This is a genomic window from Mesorhizobium newzealandense (assembly GCF_042682145.1).
GTDB classification, from domain to species: domain Bacteria; phylum Pseudomonadota; class Alphaproteobacteria; order Rhizobiales; family Rhizobiaceae; genus Mesorhizobium; species Mesorhizobium newzealandense.
The window spans coordinates 375734-391865 of record NZ_JBHUGZ010000007.1 but is presented as its reverse complement, the minus strand read 5'-3'; the positions used below and the strand labels follow the sequence as shown (position 1 = coordinate 391865).

The following is a 16132-nucleotide window of genomic DNA, read 5'->3' as shown; positions in this document are numbered from 1 at the left end:
ACCGATCAGACCGGATCGGATTTTTCTTCCTCGAAGGTCACCGCGACATCGGAATTCGCCGACAGCCACACCTTCTTGCCGTCGACCTCGGCAAGCAGGCTCAGGGGAATGTAATGATGGTGGCCCTTGTGGGCGCCACCGCCGCTGTCGGCCTTGGTCAGCTTGATCCGCTCACCCTCGACCTTGTCGACGGTGCCGACATGCACGCCATCGGCGCCGACGACTTCCATATGCTCACGAATTTTGCTGGTGTCGGTCATGGTGGTTCTCCATTGGGACTGCCGACAATAACAAACGACTGGCCGATTGGATGCATCGGCTTCGGACTGCACGACGTTTTGATTCCGTCGTGCTAATGCATGTCGCCCAAAAGTGGTTCCGGTTTTGGGAGAAAGACATGCATAGAAAGAAAGACCTAAAGCGCGTCACCTGAATCCGTTCAAACGCGACGCGCTTTTGGGGATTGGAACGACGACAGCTTCCGGAGTGAACCGATGCGATTGCTTTTTCTGTTAGCCGTTTCGCTGCTTGCACAGTTTGCGACGTCGATCGCCGCCCATGCAGGCGATGTTGCCGAGCTTGAAATCCTCGGTTTCACCAAGGATGGCGGCGTCTTCGCCTTCGAGGAGTATGGCGTCCAGGATGGTTCCGGCTTCCCCTATGCAAACCGCTACTACATCGACACGAACGACGACAGCTTTCTCAAAGGAACGCCGATCCGGGTCCGGATTGACGATGAGAATGCCACGCTCGAAGCGGCCCGCCTCGAGGCCCGGCAGAAAGGCGAAGCGATCGTCAAACAGGCTGAGTTGACCGCGAACAAGGGCATCACCGCAGGCTTCAACCCGGTGACCGAGCTTTCGGCCGATCCGCACCGGATGGCGGTCAACCCGCGCCCGATCTTCACGCCGGTCGACCAGCCGCTCGAATTTCGGCTCGACGAGATCGGCATGAACAACACCGAAGGCTGCGACAACCAGGGTGAGATCAACGGCTTTCGGCTGCTGCGCATCGAGGCGCAGGATGGCGGCACGACCAAGCTGTTGCATGAGGACAAGTCGATCCCCAAGAGCCGGGGGTGCCCGAGCGGTTACCGGATCGGCGCGGTGCAGACATTTTCCATGGACAGTTTGAGCGGCTATGCGGTGCTGATCACGGTGCGCCAATACGGCTTCGAGGGGCCGAACTTTCGCTGGATCGCGGTGACCGGCCGCCTGTGACACCGCTTGTTCAACCCGCCGGGCGCAATCGTGCCCTGAGCCGCATTCGCCGCGCCGTACCGACGCCGCGTACAGCGCTTTTCGGCGCCTTGTTGTGGGCCGCGACGATGGGCGCCAGCGCGCTCGTCAACCTGCTGTTGGACGACTGGGAGACGCCGGAGAAAATCCGCACCGTGTCGCTGCTCTATGCCTGCGGCGGAGCGCTCGCCTTTCCGCTTGGCCTGTTCGCGGCACGGCTGGTCTCGCTTGGAAGGCGCTGGGAGGTCGCCTTCGCGGCGGCGTTCGTGTGCCTGCTTGGCGCAACGATCGGCCTGACCGGCGGGCTGTTTGCCCTGCAGTACCGCTCTTACTATGCCGAGTGGCATGCCCCGGCTTTCACCCACACCTGGGCCCTCCAGTTCGTCTTCACGATGTTGATTGCGCTCTACCAGTTCGTGGTGCTGGGCATCCGGCTTTATTTTCCGGTTGGTTTCGTCGCCTTGTTTGCCGTCAGCGTCTGGTTTGCACGGCAGCAGCGTTGAGCATTTTGCCCGCCTCTGCTAGGACGCGGGCAAACTCCTCGACAAATCAGGACTGACCGATGATCCCTCGTTATTCCCGGCCGGAAATGGTCGCGATTTGGTCGCCCGAAACCCGGTTCCGCATCTGGTTCGAGATCGAAGCCTATGCCTGCGACGCGCTGGCCGAACTCGGCGTCATCCCCAAGGAAGCGGCAAAAACCATTTGGGAAAAGGGCGGTGCCGCTAAATTCGATGTCGAGGCGATCGACGAGATCGAGCGTGTCACCAAGCACGACGTTATCGCCTTCCTGACCCATCTTGCCGAATTCGTCGGACCCGACGCCCGCTTCATCCACCAGGGCATGACATCGTCTGATGTTCTCGACACCTGCTTTGCCGTGCAGCTTACCCGGGCGAGCGACATCCTTCTCGCCGACATCGACTCGCTGCTTGCAGCACTCAAGCGGCGTGCCTTCGAGCACAAGGACACCGTCACGATCGGCCGCAGCCACGGCATCCATGCCGAGCCAACGACCTTCGGCATCAAGCTGGCGCAAGCCTATGCCGAGTTCTCGCGCTGTCGCGAGCGGTTGGTGCACGCGCGTGAGGATATCGCCACCTGCGCCATTTCGGGCGCGGTCGGCACCTTCGCCAACATCGACCCCTATGTCGAGGAACATGTGGCGGCAAAGCTCGGCCTGAAGCCGGAACCGGTGTCGACGCAAGTGATCCCGCGCGACCGCCACGCCATGTTCTTCGCCACGCTCGGCGTCATCGCCTCGTCGATCGAGCGACTGTCGATCGAGATCCGGCATCTGCAGCGCACCGAGGTGCTGGAAGCGGAAGAGTATTTTTCGCCGGGACAAAAGGGCTCGTCGGCAATGCCGCACAAGCGCAATCCGGTGCTCACGGAAAACCTCACCGGCCTCGCCCGCATGGTGCGGTCCATGGCGCTGCCGGCGATGGAGAATGTGGCGCTCTGGCACGAGCGCGACATTTCACACTCTTCGGTCGAGCGCATGATCGGGCCGGACGCCACGGTGACGCTCGACTTCGCGTTGTCGCGGCTGACCAGCGTCGTCGACAAGCTGCTCGTCTATCCCGACAACATGCTGAAGAACATGAACAAGTTCCGCGGCCTCGTGCATTCGCAGCGCGTCATGCTGGCGCTGACGCAGGCCGGTCTGTCGCGTGAGGACTCCTACCGGCTGGTGCAACGCAACGCCATGAAGGTATGGGAACAAGGCGCTGATTTTCTTGAGGAATTGTTGGCCGACAAGGAAGTGACCGCAGCGCTGCCGGAATTCGAGATCCGCGAGAAGTTCGACCTCGGCTATCACACCAAGCATGTCGACACGATCTTCAAGCGGGTGTTCGGGGAAGCCTGAGAGCAGTCCGATACAAAAAGAGGCCCGGCCGTAGGCCGCGGGCCTCTTCTTCTTCGGAATTCCCGAAAACCTGATCAGGCCTTGCCGGGAACGGTCCTGATCACAGTCCCCCACGGGTCTTCGCGGGTTACCGGGCTGGTCACGTTGTCGGAACGCATCTCGACCCAGGCAAGACCCGAGCGGCTCGGATCGCGGCGGCCGGCGCCCGGGCTGCGCCAGGCGTTGGCGCCGATGTGGTGATGATAGCCGCCGGACGACAGGAACACCGCCTGACCGCCATATTTCGCCACCGTGTCGAAGCCGAATTCCTGGTTCCACCAGGCTTCGGCGTCTTCGGGCCTGCCGACGCGCAGGTGGACATGGCCGACAATGCTGTTTTCCGGCGCGCCTTGCCAGCCCGCATCACCAGCGGGCACTTCGGCAAGCACTGAAGGAATGTTCAGCCGCTCGGTCGCCATGGCTATCTTGTCGCCGTTCCACTTCCAGTCCTGCGGGAGGCGGTCGGCGTAGATCTCGATGCCGTTGCCTTCGGGATCGGTCAGGTACAGCGCTTCGCTGACCAGATGGTCGGAAGCACCATCGATGGCGATCTTGCTGGCGATGGCATGGTTGATCCAGCGGCCGAGATCGGCCCTGCTTGGCAGCAGGAAAGCGGTGTGGAACAGGCCGGCGCTTTGCGGATCATCCGGCTTTGCCGCCGCATCTGCCTCGATCACCAGCAGCGGACGGTTGGCGGCACCGAGGGTAATCGCGCCATCGGCGCGGCTCAACTCCTGCAGACCGACGACGCTGCGATAGTAGGCGGCAAGACTTTCGGCATCGCGCGCCTTCAGCCCGACGCGGGCGACGCTGACGGCAGTGGTGGCGGCAAAAGGCAATTCACTCATCAAATTCTCCGTTCGGCCGGCCTGCGGTAAAACTCCCAAGGCAAAGAGCCCCGCGCCGCCAATCATTGTAGGCCGTGTGGGGTTCCCGCACATGGCTGTTTCTATTCCTGACGACAAATCGTCCATCGGCATCGTTCACACAAGACTTGAAGAAGCGAACATCGTGTTCACCATTGTGATCAAGAGCGCGGTTCATGGCCCGTTGCACGAAGCGACGCCGCTCGCTATTTCAGCGCCATGAAGGTCAAAGACACAGATATTCTCATCGTGCCGGGCTACACCAATTCCGGCCCCGACCATTGGCAGAGCCGCTGGCAGTCGAAGCTGTCGACGGCGCGCCGCGTCGAGCAGGCGGAGTGGTCCAAACCGGTGCGCGAGGACTGGACGGCGAGCGTGGCCAAGGCGGTCAACGAGGCCGAGCGGCCGGTCGTCATCGTTGCGCATTCGCTTGGCGTCGCCGCGGCAGTGCAAGCCATGCCGCAGTTCCGCAAGCCGGTCGCTGGCGCCTTCTTCGTGGCGCCGCCCGATGTCGCCAATCCCCAGATCAAGCCCAGGCACCTGATGACCTTCGGTCCCTATCCGCGCGAACCGCTGCCCTTTCCTTCGATCGTGATCGCCAGCCGCAACGACCCGTTCTGCGCCTTCGATGTCGCCGAGGACATTGCCGGCGCCTGGGGCTCGCTGTTCATCGACGCCGGCGAGACCGGTCACCTCAACGCCGATTCCGGCTTTGGTCCGTGGCCCGAGGGATCGATGACCTTCGCCAAGTTCCTGACCGACCTGAAACCCTGAGCTTCCTCAGGAGCCGATCGAGTCCCTGACGCTCTTGATCAGGGTTTTTGCACCGAGCCCGATCAGAGCGTGTTCCGAGCCCATGGCCAGCAGCCGGTAGCCCATCGAGACGACGCGGCCGGCAATCGCCGGCTCGACGACATAGATCGCCGCATGTTTTCCCGCCTTGCGGGTGCGTTCGGCGACCGACGCCACGGTCTCCATCATGCTTTCCAGCGTCGAATTGACGGTCGCGCCGTTGCTCCAGGCGATCGAGAAATCCGACGGGCCAAGGAAGATGCCGTCGATGCCAGGCGTGTCGAGAATGCCGTCGAGCGCGTCGAGTGCCGCGCGGGTCTCGACCATGGCGAAGGCCATGGTGCGCTGATTGGTGTCGCGCAGCCATTCGGCTTGGTCGCCCTTGCCGTGGCGCGGAAACGCATAGGTCGGGCCCCATGAGCGCTCGCCAACCGGCGGATATTTCATGGCGGCGGCAAACAGTTTTGCGTCGGCCACCGAATTCACCATCGGCGCAATGACAGCCTCGGCTCCGAAATCGAGCGCGCGGCTTGCCATGTCGAAGCGGCCGACCGGAATGCGCACCAGCGCCGGCTTGTTTGCAGCGAGCACAGGCACGAGACCGCGCAGCACGCTGTCCTCATGATGGCCGCCATGCTGCATGTCGAGGGTGACGGCATCGAAGCCCTGCTTGGCGACGATCTCGACGGTCAAGGCATCCGGCACGCCGGACCATGCGGTGAACAGGGTTTCATCGGCCGCAAGGCGGGACTTCAGGGACATCTGATCTTTTCCTTGTTAACGACAGCAGTTTCAGCCGGAAACCGCTGCAAAGGCAAAGAAAAACCGCCCGGATAGGCCGGGCGGTCGATTGGTCCAGCGCGTGTTGGGATCAGGTGTTCTTGATCTGCTCGATCGCCTGCGCCATCAACTCGTCCATGGTGCGGCGGATCTGGTGGTCCGACTGGTCGACACCGGCGTCGTCGAAGTCCTTGCGGATCTTGCGGAATACGTCGTGATCGCCGGCTTCCTCGATGTCGGCGACGACCACCTGCTTGGCATAGGCGTCGGCATCGGCGCCCGATTTTCCGAGCTTTTCGGCTGCCCACAGGCCGAGCGCCTTGTTGCGGCGCGCCGAGGCCTTGAACCGAAGTTCCTCGTCGAATGCGAATTTGCGCTCAAAGCCCTCTTCGCGATCCTTCATGCTGCTCATGGCATCCCTCCGATGGAAATCGATTCGCTGGTGAAGATGTATATGTGTTGACGAAGCACAAACCAAAAGGTCGCGAGCCGGTCAATACGCTTCGTAGCATGCTGCGCTGCGGCATTTCAGTCCCGAAAGCGGTTGATTGGAAGGATTTGCCGATTGAGCAAACGATGTGATTGGGATAGACCCGGCATTGAACCCTACCGTAGCCGCACTATTTCAGGCAGACGGGCAGGAAATGGTCGCTTGCCGCCTGCCCGGAACTCCAGAGAAAAAATCAGATGAAAAATCGCCGCCGCATTTATGAAGGCAAGGCCAAGATCCTCTATGAGGGACCCGAGCCGGGTACGCTCATCCAGTTCTTCAAGGACGACGCAACCGCGTTCAACAAGAAAAAACATGAAGTCGTCGACGGCAAGGGCGTGCTCAACAACCGCATTTCCGAGCACATCTTCAACCATCTCAACCGCATGGGCATTCCGACCCACTTCATCCGCCGGCTCAACATGCGCGAGCAGCTCATCAAGGAAGTCGAGATCATTCCGCTCGAAGTGGTGGTGCGCAATGTCGCGGCCGGCTCGCTGTCCAAGCGCCTCGGCATCGAGGAAGGCACCGTTTTGCCGCGCTCGATCATCGAATTCTATTACAAGGCCGACGCGCTTGACGATCCGATGGTGTCGGAAGAGCACATCACCGCGTTCGGCTGGGCGAGCCCGCAGGAAATCGACGACGTCATGGCACTCGCCATTCGCGTCAACGACTTTCTCTCCGGCCTGTTCATGGGTGTCGGCATCCAGCTCGTCGACTTCAAGATCGAATGCGGTCGCCTGTTCGAGGGCGACATGATGCGCATCGTCGTCGCCGACGAGATTTCGCCGGATTCCTGCCGCCTGTGGGACGTGGCGACGCATGACAAGCTCGACAAGGACCGTTTCCGCCGCGACATGGGCGGCCTCGTCGAAGCCTATCAGGAAGTTGCCCGCCGCCTCGGCATCATGAACGAGAACGAGCCGCCACGCCCCACCGGCCCGGTGCTTGTCGCCTCCACCGAAGGCGTCAAAGGCAAGCCGCACTGATAGCGGCTTGCAACCCGATATTTGAGAACAGGAGCATGTCCAGCGTGATCAAGGCCCGCATTACCGTCACCCTCAAGAACGGCGTGCTCGACCCGCAAGGCAAGGCAATCGAACACGCACTGTCCGGACTGGGTTTCGGCGGCGTTGGCGCGGTGCGGCAGGGCAAGGTGTTCGATGTCGAGCTTTCGGAGACCGACAAGGCCAAGGCCGAAGCCGACCTGAAAGCCATGTGCGACAAGCTGCTGGCGAATACGGTGATTGAGAATTACAGCGTAACGCTGGTGTGATGCCGATAGCGCCCGCCGGTTTGCGGGCGGTGATCCGGTCTAGATCGGGCGTGGGCTCTGCGGCCTGCGAAACCAAAGATAGTAGATCGCGACGGCGCCTGAGATGATCGCGAGCAGTTTGTAGAACATTCGTTTGACATCGCCGCCGTCGAAAACCTTGTCGATCCCCTCGGGATTGGCCGGATTTCGTAACACCTCGATTTCGGTGCCGACCGACGTCGGCATTTTCACATAGAAATCTCCAGTCACCTCAAACGAATATTCGCCACCTCGCGGAGGGCGATAGGCGAGCTTTGCGGTTGGAATTTTCGTGATGCGCCACGCACCCTCGCCCGGCGCCGGGGTCGAAGGAACTGTCACGGCAACTGAAGAGCAATCGGCGCGGGACCGCTCTACCCAGTTACGCCTGACTTTCACTTCCAGCACACATTGCATGCCGGTCTCGACCACGTTCGCCTTTTGCCGCTCCCATGTGAACGTGTGAATGAACCGGACGACGGCCGGCTTCATCGACCACGCGCCGGAATAAAACAGCGCAGCCGCTAGCACCGTCATCGCAACCTTGAATACGATTCGCCCGCTCGCCTGGCGTCGTTGAGCCAATTCTAGGACTCGCAACTGCATTTCCCGGGTCCGCGGATCGTCAGAAAGCTGGCTCGGATCGCGCCCGTCGGCGATCGCGCGTCGCAGAACCAACTGCACCATTATGCTTATCCAGCCAGCAAATACGACTATCAGCAGGCGGCCATGCAGCCTGTAGAAAGTGGTATGGTGGCTGGCAATGCAGGCGTTCGCGAGATCGATCCGCGACACTCCGTGATGGCCACCCCTGTCCCAAGTGCCTTTTCCAAAAAAAAGAGGCAGAAGGAAAAATATCGTCAGGCCCACTCCGAGGAGCAGAAGCTTGCGGTAGACCCTGAAGCTTCTCTTGTAGCTGAAGACATCAACTGCGTTCGACACGACCAGGCCCGCCGAAATGATCCCCAGGCCAATCGAAAGAGCCGTCGCCACCATCAACAGGCGCGCGAAAGACACGGCGCAATCACCCAAATCCGTGTTGAGAGAGAGCCACGTCGAAAACAACGATCGCATGGATGCCGAAGCATCCCAGAACAACATGAAGGCGAAGGCAGCGAGCGACGCCACGACGGTGACTGAAGCCCACATCGCGCGTCGACCGTATTCGCGTGCTCTAATCTTATCGTAATCCACCAGAGCCTCGAACTGCTGCAGAAGCATCTCTCTTGCAGCAGTGGTCCTTAACAACGTGGTTTTCTACTGAACGATTCTCCTAGATATCGATCCTCGATACAGATCAAGACAAGTGTATAATTAACCAAGTGCTAAGCACCTGCTGCACTTGCTTGTCGAGCTCTGTGCCCGTTTGACCGACGTCCGCGACCTCGCTACACACGGCGTGCGCAGTCAAAATCGGCCGCGCCTTCGAGACGCCGCCGTCGACACTTGAAAACCGCCTTGTTGCGATGCCGAACGACACACAGATTTCAAAGTTCATGAGCCTGGTCCTGCGACATGCGCCGCAGGAGGCCGGACTGTCGCTCGACGAAAACGGCTGGGCCGATTTCGACGCGCTCTGCGCGGTGATACAGTCGAAGTTCGGCGCATCGATCGCCGATGTTTCGCGCATCGTCGAAGAGAATCCGAAAAAGCGCTTTGCTATCGACGGCCAACGCATCCGTGCCGTGCAAGGCCACAGCGTCGATGTCGATCTCGGCTTGTCGCCATCGATCCCGCCGGCAACCCTCTACCACGGCACCAAGGAAGAGGTTCTCCCCAGCATTCTCCGCGAAGGCCTGACCAGACAGTCGCGCCAGCATGTTCACTTGTCAAAGGACGCCGAAACGGCTCTGATCGTCGCACGACGTCGCTACGGAAAAAGTGTTATCCTCCAGGTCGACTCGGCAGCCATGATGAGGGATGGGGTATCATTCTTTCTCTCCGACAACGGCGTCTGGTTGACCAACCACGTTTCACCCCGGTATCTGGTTCAGATGCTCGAACGGGAATTGCCATGAAATCCGCCGTCGTCCTTCTGCCTGGCCTCAACCGCGACCGCGACATGATCGCGGCGCTGACCAAGATTTCGGGAAAACCACCGGTCACGGTCTGGCAGACCGACACCGAAATCCCGGATGTCGACCTGATCACCATTCCCGGCGGTTTTTCCTTCGGCGACTATCTGCGCTGCGGCGCGATTGCCGCGCGCATGCCGGTGATGCGGGCGGTCGCTGAAAAGGCGGCCCAGGGCGTGACTGTCATTGGCGTCTGCAACGGTTTCCAGATCCTGGTCGAGGCGGGCCTGCTGCCCGGGGCGCTGATGCGCAACACCTCGCTCAAATTCGTCTGCCGTCAGGTGAAGCTGCAGATCACCAACGCCAACACCATGTTCACCCGCCGCTACCAGCCGGGTCAGATCATCCGCTCGCCGGTCGCGCATCATGACGGCAATTACTTTGCCGACTCCGACACACTTGCCCGCCTCGAAGGCGAAGGCCAGGTTGTATTCCGTTATGCGGACGGCACCAATCCCAACGGCTCCATCAACGACATAGCCGGCATCATCAACGAACGCGGCAATGTGCTCGGCCTGATGCCGCACCCGGAAAACCTGATCGAAGCAGCCCACGGCGGCAGCGATGGTCGGGCGCTGTTCGAGAGCGCGCTTGGCATTGCCGCCTGACATCATCGAGGCGGATGCCTTGAAAACAGCCGGACATTCCTGTCTCTTTACGGGAGCAAGTCCGCATTATTGGGGAGAGAGACGGTCATGAAACTCTATTCGCGACCGTTGTCGCCCTACTCGTCGATCGTGCGGGCACTGGCCTACATCAAGGACGTGCCGCTCAAGATCATCGCGCCGCCGCCCGGCTTTCCGATCCCTGAAGAGTTTCGCACCATCTCACCGCTGAACCGCATTCCGGTGCTGATCACCGGTTCGGGCGAAACGATCGTCGAATCCGTGGTCATCGCCGAGTATCTCGAGGAGCGCTTTCCTGAACCGGCGCTGTTGCCGCCCGATTCCAAGGATCGTGCGCTGGTGCGCATGTTCGCCCGCATCACCGATCTCGACGTACTGACCCCTATGATGAAGCTTTTCGAGCTTCATTTCGTGCCGAAGCGAAACAGTGCCGAGATCGACGCCCAGTTCGCCCGCCTGCACCACGGACTGGCGGCGATCGAGGAACGCATGGCGCAAGGCCCCTTCGCGCTCGGCGACGATATCAGTTTCGCCGACGCCTGGCTGACGCCGACGCGGTTCATCTTCAACCAGTTCCGGGCCATGACGGGGCGCCACGACCTGCTCGACGCCTATCCCAAATTCGATGCCTATCAACAGATCGCCTCGCAGCATCCGGCATTGTCGCGGGTGTGGGGCGAAATGACCGACGGCCTGAAGATTTTTCTGTCCGAACTTGAGATGGGTGCCGCTTGACTAGGAGCAAGACGATCGCGCTGGTTGCCGCGGCAGGCTTCGCCTTGGCATCCTGCCAATCGAGCCCTAAGAGCACGCCTGTCCCCTCGGGCAAAAGTGCTGCGTTGCTGGCCATGGAACAAGTGGCGATCGCTGCCCACAAATGCTGGATCGCCAGCAAGGATCCGGCCTTCAAGCAGTATCAGATGGCCAACGAGCTGAATTCGTTCAGCGGCACGCCGCGTTTCCTGCTGGTGCCGGCCAAACACTATGGTGGCAAACCGTTGCTGGTCGTGCAGGCGCAAGGCAATTCAAGCCGGGTCGACGTGTTTGGACCGCTGATGAACGACCCGCTCGGTGCGCGCATCGGCTCCGACATCGCCCGTTGGCAGGCCGGCAATCCCTCCTGTTCGGCGGCCGCATAGGGCAATGGGCCGGTTCCTGCAGATCGCGGGGCTGGTCATAGGTCTGGCCGGGCTCGTCCTGCAGTTCTGCATCAGCATTCCGGCGTCGATGGAAGCGGGCCGTAGCCTGCTTGGCTCCATCGTCTTCCTTTTCAGCTTCTTCACCATCCTGACCAACATCGGCGCGGTGCTGGTGTACACATCGCTGCTGTCGTCCACCGGCTATGCGTGGCTGCCTGCCTTCGCGGGATTCCGGATGCGGGCGGGCATTGCCGTTTCGATCACTCTGGTCTTCATCGTCTATGCGACGGTGCTTTCGCAGCTCTGGCAGCCGCAGGGGCTGTTCCTGCTCTGCGACGTCCTGCTGCACTATGTGACGCCGGTGCTGTTCGTGCTGTGGTGGCTGGTCGCAGGCGCCGACGGCAGGACGCGGTGGCACGACATCTCCTGGTGGATGCTCTATCCCGTGGCCTACCTGGTCTATGCGCTGGCGCGGGCGCCGCTTGCCGGCGAGGTGCCCTACCCTTCTCGATGTCGCCAAGAATGGTGCAGCCAGCGTCGCCATCTCAGCGGCGGCCGTCACCGGATTGTTTCTCGTGCTGTGCGTGGTCGCCGTCCTTGTGGACCACGGCGTTTCACGCATCAGGGCAACAAGCGTCCGTTAAAGCCATCCGGACCTCCGGTACAAGCCTTGACCCTGATCTCAAAAGCCGGGTTCGTACCTTGGGATCATGGTCAGTCCCAGAACGGCCTGATGCCCTCGCTGTGGGCATCGCAGCGCGAGACGCCGATGTCCTTGAGCTGATCATCGGTCATTTCCAGCAGCACCAGCCGGCTGCGCCGGCGCTCCAGCAGATGGTCGATCCATTTCGCCAGCGACCTGACCACATATACCAGACGGCCGGCAAAGCCGCGCCGGCCCGATGGGCGTGTCGATTGGCCTGACAACTCGGCTCTCGAAGGGCGGATTGTAGCGATTGTATTCATTTTCTTTCTACCAGAATTCCAAATTGCACCCTATTTGGCGCAAGGCTGATATGTATTGACTCACAATTCGGTGCAATATAGAAAATTGTCACCATGACAAATTGGCTTCCAGACCTCACCACCGGCTCCGGGCCGCTGTATCAGCGGCTTGCGGATTCCATCGAAACGGACATCGACCGGGGCGTGATCGATGCGGGAGCAAAACTGCCGCCACAGCGTGACCTCGCCTACGACATCGGCACGACCGTCGGCACGGTCGGCCGGGCCTATCAATTGCTGCGCGAGCGGGGGCTGGTGAGCGGCGAAGTCGGCCGGGGTACCTATGTGCTCGGCCAGCGCGCCGTTGGTGCGAAGCCGGACTTGCTTGCCGCGGACGTCAGTGGCGAAGGCACACGCTATATCGATGCGCCGCGCGGCAAGCTGCGTTTCGACAGCACTGCAGCGCCCGACATCGGCCAGGGCGCTGATGTCGCCGATGTCCTGTCGCGCACGGCGCAGGACTATCCGCACGAGATTTCGAGCTACACGCGGGATTTTCCGGACCGCTGGTACGAAGCCGGCGCCCGCTGGCTGTCGCGCAATTCCTTCCGCCCAAAAGCCGACGCCATTGTCCCCACGCTCGGCACCCATGCCGCGGTGATGGCGGCGATCGCAGCGCTGACAACGCCCGGCGATTATGTCGCCTTCGAGCACCTCACCTACTCGCAGATTTCGCGCAGTGCCGGGCTGATCGGCCGTCGGACGGCCTTGGTGGCGTCGGACGAAGGGGGCGTCGACCCGGCCGATTTCGAGCGCGTCTGCGCGCAAAAACATCCCCGGATGATCTTCCTGATGCCGACGGCGCAGAATCCGACGCTGGTGACCTTGTCGGCGTCGCGTCGCGAGGCAATCGCGCGCGTCGCACGCGAATACAATGTCGTTCTCATCGAGGACGATCTCTATGGCAACCTGACCGATGATCCGACGCCGTTGCTGGCCGAATATGCGCCCGAACGCACCATCGTCGCAGGCGGCCTGTCGAAGTCGGTCGCGGCCGGTGTGCGCGGTGGCTGGCTTTCCTGCCCGCCCGCTTATCGCCACCGCATCCGTGTCGCCCACAAGATGATGACCGGCGGCATGCCCTTCCTGCTGGCGGAGGTGAATACCCGGCTGGTGCTGTCCGGCCAGGCGGACGAGATCCGCAAACGCAGCATCGCCGAAATCAATGCCCGCATCGCGATCGTGCGCGAGACACTGGCCGGCTTCGCGTTCAAGTCACACGACAAGGTGCCTTTTGTCTGGCTGACCCTGCCCGACCCATGGCTTTCCGGCACGTTCAAGAATGCCTGCCTCGAGCACGGCGTGCTAATCGACGACGAGGACGAGTTCAAGGCCGGTCGCTCCGAGCAGGTTTTCCACGGTGTCCGCTTCGGCGTTTCGCAGCCGAGACAGCGCAAGGACATCGCCGAAGGCGTCGCGGTCATCAGGCGTCTGCTGGATGAGGGCCGCGCCGGCTACGACAGCTTCTCCTGAGCCATAAGGCACCTCGGGCGCGAGGGATCGCTACCTGCCGAGGATTGCCCTGTGGCTTTGTCCGGTTTTCGCGCGTTTTCCGCGATCCATGGGTGTATCGGCGTCAAAGCTTGCGATAAGACGGGACTCAAATCCCAACGCCCCGGATACAAATCGCCGCCCATGACCATTTCCAATTCCGTGCCGATCACCCCCGAGCTCATCGCCGCGCATGGGCTGAAGCCCGACGAGTATCAGCGCATCCTCGATCTTGTCGGCCGCGAGCCGAGCTTCACCGAACTCGGTATCTTCTCGGCGATGTGGAACGAGCATTGTTCGTACAAATCCTCGAAGAAGTGGCTGCGCACGCTGCCGACCACCGGCCCACGGGTCATCCAGGGACCGGGCGAGAATGCGGGCGTGGTCGACATCGGCGACGGCGACTGCGTCGTCTTCAAGATGGAAAGCCACAACCACCCCTCCTACATCGAGCCCTACCAGGGTGCCGCGACCGGCGTCGGCGGCATATTGCGCGATGTCTTCACCATGGGCGCACGGCCGATCGCAGCGATGAATGCGCTGCGCTTCGGAGCTCCCGACCATCCCAAGACCAGGCACCTCGTTTCAGGCGTGGTTTCCGGCGTCGGCGGCTATGGCAACGCCTTCGGCGTGCCGACGGTCGGCGGCGAAGTCAATTTCGACGCCCGCTACAACGGCAACATCCTGGTCAACGCGTTTGCGGCCGGCATAGCCAAGACCGACGCGATCTTCCTGTCGGAAGCCAAGGGCGTCGGCCTGCCGGTCGTCTATCTCGGCGCCAAGACCGGTCGCGACGGCGTCGGCGGCGCCACCATGGCTTCGGCCGAATTCGACGACAAGATCGACGAGAAGCGCCCGACCGTGCAGGTCGGCGACCCCTTCACCGAAAAGTGCCTGCTGGAGGCCTGCCTCGAACTGATGGCCTCGGGCGCGGTCATCGCCATCCAGGACATGGGTGCGGCCGGCCTCACCTGTTCGGCAGTCGAAATGGGTGCCAAGGGCGATCTCGGCATCGAGCTCGATCTCGACAAGGTGCCGGTGCGCGAAGAGCGCATGAGTGCCTACGAGATGATGCTTTCGGAAAGCCAGGAGCGCATGCTGATGGTGCTGCGCCCGGAAAAGGAACAGGAAGCCGAAGCGATCTTCCACAAATGGGGGCTCGACTTCGCCATCGTCGGCAAGACCACCGACGATCTGCGTTTTCGCGTGCTGCACCAGGGCGACGAGGTCGCCAATCTGCCGATCAAGGATCTCGGCGACAAGGCACCGGAATATGATCGTCCCTGGATCGAGGCCAAGAAGCCGGCGCCGCTTGCCGCCAACGACGTTCCGCAGTCCGACGTCGCCGAGGCGCTGTTGAAGCTGCTCGGCGGACCGGATCTTTCGTCGCGCCGCTGGGTCTGGGAGCAATACGATACGCTCATCCAGGGCAATTCGCTGCAGCTGCCGGGCGGCGATGCCGGCGTGGTGCGTGTCGACGGCCACCCCACCAAGGCGCTGGCCTTCTCGTCAGACGTGACGCCGCGCTATTGCGAGGCCGATCCCTATGAGGGCGGCAAGCAGGCGGTGGCCGAGTGCTGGCGCAACCTGACCGCCACTGGCGCGCTGCCGCTGGCGGCAACCGACAACCTCAATTTCGGCAATCCGGAGCGACCCGAGATCATGGGCCAGCTGGTCGGCGCGGTGAAAGGCATCGGCGATGCCTGCCGTGCGCTCGGCTTCCCGATCGTCTCCGGTAATGTCTCGCTCTACAACGAAACCAACGGCCAGGGCATCCTGCCAACGCCAACCATCGGCGGCGTCGGGCTGATCGCCGACTGGTCGAAGATGGTGCGGACCGGCTTTGCGGCGCAAGGCCAGATGATCCTGCTGGTCGGGGCGCCCGCTTCCTGGGGAACGCATCTCGGCCAGTCGGTCTATATGCGCGATATTCATGGCCGAACGGACGGCCCGCCGCCGCCGGTCGACCTCGAGCATGAAAAGCGTGTCGGCGACCATGTGCGCGCCTTGATCGCGTCCGGCATCGTCACGGCGGCGCATGACGTTTCCGATGGCGGCCTCGCGGTGGCCTTGGCCGAAATGGCGATGGCGTCCGGTATCGGCGCCACTGTTCCCGGGCTTGTCGGCACCGATCCGATCCCGGTCTGGTTCGGCGAGGATCAGGGTCGCTATCTCCTGACGCTGTCGATCGATCCGGATAGTGATGAATGGGACACCATTCGCAAGCAGCAAAGCGAACTCGGCATTTTCGCGCCATGGATCGGCTCGACCGGGGGCAGCGCGCTGAAGCTTGGCGAGGCGCGGGCGATCCCGGTTGGCGGACTGAGCGCCGCGCACGAAGGCTGGTTCCCCCGCTTCATGGATCAGGCCAGTTGACGAGAGCATGATCCCGAAAAGTGGAACCCGGTTTTCTCGGACAAACGG

The 16132-nt window shown here is 61.8% G+C and carries 19 protein-coding genes and 1 pseudogene; 14 read left to right on the top strand and 6 right to left on the bottom strand.

Features of this window, described 5'->3' with window-relative positions; genetic code table 11:
- Positions 1-5: 5 nt before the first annotated feature.
- Positions 6-260 (bottom strand): DUF2171 domain-containing protein, encoded by a 255-nt coding sequence (locus ACFSOZ_RS10740; protein ID WP_379097072.1) that lies wholly within the window; start codon positions 258-260, stop codon positions 6-8.
- A 234-nt stretch (positions 261-494) separates the two neighbouring features.
- Between ACFSOZ_RS10740 and ACFSOZ_RS10735 the strand changes: the two genes are divergently transcribed.
- From ACFSOZ_RS10735 to purB, 3 genes are read left to right on the top strand one after another with little or no spacing between them, the layout of a single operon-like run.
- A complete protein-coding gene (locus ACFSOZ_RS10735) occupies positions 495-1220 on the top strand; it encodes a DUF2259 domain-containing protein (RefSeq protein WP_379097069.1) in 726 nt (241 codons plus the stop codon).
- The gene (locus tag ACFSOZ_RS10730) at positions 1217-1741 is read left to right on the top strand and encodes a hypothetical protein (protein ID WP_379097066.1); all 525 of its coding nucleotides are present in this window, start codon (positions 1217-1219) and stop codon (positions 1739-1741) included. The genes ACFSOZ_RS10735 and ACFSOZ_RS10730 overlap by 4 nt, the downstream gene beginning before the upstream one ends.
- Positions 1742-1800: 59 nt before the next feature.
- A complete protein-coding gene (gene purB / locus ACFSOZ_RS10725; protein ID WP_379097063.1) occupies positions 1801-3108 on the top strand; it encodes an adenylosuccinate lyase in 1308 nt (435 codons plus the stop codon).
- Between the two features lie 74 nt (positions 3109-3182).
- On the opposite strand, the gene ACFSOZ_RS10720 is transcribed toward purB, so the two are convergent.
- Complete coding sequence (locus ACFSOZ_RS10720; RefSeq protein ID WP_379097060.1) at positions 3183-3995, bottom strand: VOC family protein; 813 nt, start codon at positions 3993-3995, stop codon at positions 3183-3185.
- 91 nt (positions 3996-4086) lie between these two features.
- Here ACFSOZ_RS10720 and ACFSOZ_RS10715 point away from each other — a divergent pair, with 91 nt between their 5' ends.
- A complete protein-coding gene (locus ACFSOZ_RS10715) occupies positions 4087-4236 on the top strand; it encodes a hypothetical protein (RefSeq protein ID WP_379097057.1) in 150 nt (49 codons plus the stop codon).
- Complete coding sequence (locus ACFSOZ_RS10710) at positions 4233-4787, top strand: RBBP9/YdeN family alpha/beta hydrolase (protein WP_379097055.1); 555 nt, start codon at positions 4233-4235, stop codon at positions 4785-4787. The genes ACFSOZ_RS10715 and ACFSOZ_RS10710 overlap by 4 nt, the downstream gene beginning before the upstream one ends.
- A 6-nt stretch (positions 4788-4793) precedes the next feature.
- Here the strand turns inward: ACFSOZ_RS10710 and ACFSOZ_RS10705 are convergent, their stop codons facing one another.
- Positions 4794-5567 carry an HpcH/HpaI aldolase family protein gene (locus tag ACFSOZ_RS10705; RefSeq protein ID WP_379097052.1) on the bottom strand — a complete coding sequence of 258 codons (774 nt, stop codon included), beginning with the start codon at positions 5565-5567 and terminating at the stop codon, positions 4794-4796.
- Between the two features lie 109 nt (positions 5568-5676).
- A complete protein-coding gene (locus ACFSOZ_RS10700; RefSeq protein WP_379097050.1) occupies positions 5677-5997 on the bottom strand; it encodes a DUF1476 domain-containing protein in 321 nt (106 codons plus the stop codon).
- A gap of 275 nt (positions 5998-6272) precedes the next feature.
- On the opposite strand from ACFSOZ_RS10700, the gene purC reads away from it, so the two are divergent.
- Positions 6273-7067 (top strand): phosphoribosylaminoimidazolesuccinocarboxamide synthase, encoded by a 795-nt coding sequence (gene purC / locus ACFSOZ_RS10695; protein ID WP_111542508.1) that lies wholly within the window; start codon positions 6273-6275, stop codon positions 7065-7067.
- Positions 7068-7111: 44 nt separating this feature from the next.
- The gene (purS, locus tag ACFSOZ_RS10690) at positions 7112-7354 is read left to right on the top strand and encodes a phosphoribosylformylglycinamidine synthase subunit PurS (RefSeq protein WP_379098152.1); all 243 of its coding nucleotides are present in this window, start codon (positions 7112-7114) and stop codon (positions 7352-7354) included.
- Between the two features lie 39 nt (positions 7355-7393).
- On the opposite strand, the gene ACFSOZ_RS10685 is transcribed toward purS, so the two are convergent.
- Positions 7394-8593, bottom strand: coding sequence for a hypothetical protein (locus ACFSOZ_RS10685; protein ID WP_379097047.1), 1200 nt, complete (start codon positions 8591-8593; stop codon positions 7394-7396).
- A gap of 245 nt (positions 8594-8838) precedes the next feature.
- On the opposite strand from ACFSOZ_RS10685, the gene ACFSOZ_RS10680 reads away from it, so the two are divergent.
- The 5 genes and pseudogenes from ACFSOZ_RS10680 (at position 8839) to ACFSOZ_RS10660 (ending at position 11856) form a co-directional block, all read left to right on the top strand.
- Positions 8839-9390, top strand: coding sequence for an RNA 2'-phosphotransferase (locus ACFSOZ_RS10680; protein WP_379097045.1), 552 nt, complete (start codon positions 8839-8841; stop codon positions 9388-9390).
- Positions 9387-10055, top strand: coding sequence for a phosphoribosylformylglycinamidine synthase subunit PurQ (gene purQ / locus ACFSOZ_RS10675; protein WP_379097042.1), 669 nt, complete (start codon positions 9387-9389; stop codon positions 10053-10055). Before ACFSOZ_RS10680 ends, purQ begins: the two co-directional genes overlap by 4 nt.
- Before the next feature lie 87 nt (positions 10056-10142).
- A complete protein-coding gene (locus tag ACFSOZ_RS10670) occupies positions 10143-10808 on the top strand; it encodes a glutathione S-transferase family protein (protein WP_379097039.1) in 666 nt (221 codons plus the stop codon).
- The gene (locus tag ACFSOZ_RS10665; RefSeq protein ID WP_379097036.1) at positions 10805-11212 is read left to right on the top strand and encodes a hypothetical protein; all 408 of its coding nucleotides are present in this window, start codon (positions 10805-10807) and stop codon (positions 11210-11212) included. The genes ACFSOZ_RS10670 and ACFSOZ_RS10665 overlap by 4 nt, the downstream gene beginning before the upstream one ends.
- Before the next feature lie 4 nt (positions 11213-11216).
- A pseudogene (locus ACFSOZ_RS10660) lies at positions 11217-11856 on the top strand (Pr6Pr family membrane protein).
- Between the two features lie 70 nt (positions 11857-11926).
- Here the strand turns inward: ACFSOZ_RS10660 and ACFSOZ_RS10655 are convergent.
- Positions 11927-12178, bottom strand: coding sequence for a DUF1127 domain-containing protein (locus tag ACFSOZ_RS10655; protein WP_379097033.1), 252 nt, complete (start codon positions 12176-12178; stop codon positions 11927-11929).
- Between the two features lie 93 nt (positions 12179-12271).
- On the opposite strand from ACFSOZ_RS10655, the gene ACFSOZ_RS10650 reads away from it, so the two are divergent.
- Together ACFSOZ_RS10650 and purL are read left to right on the top strand one after the other, a co-directional pair.
- Positions 12272-13690: an aminotransferase-like domain-containing protein gene (locus ACFSOZ_RS10650; RefSeq protein ID WP_379097031.1), complete on the top strand. Its 1419-nt coding sequence runs from the start codon at positions 12272-12274 to the stop codon at positions 13688-13690.
- 162 nt (positions 13691-13852) lie between these two features.
- On the top strand, positions 13853-16084 hold the full coding sequence (gene purL, locus ACFSOZ_RS10645) for a phosphoribosylformylglycinamidine synthase subunit PurL (RefSeq protein WP_379097028.1): 2232 nt from the start codon (positions 13853-13855) through the stop codon (positions 16082-16084).
- Positions 16085-16132: the final 48 nt, after the last annotated feature.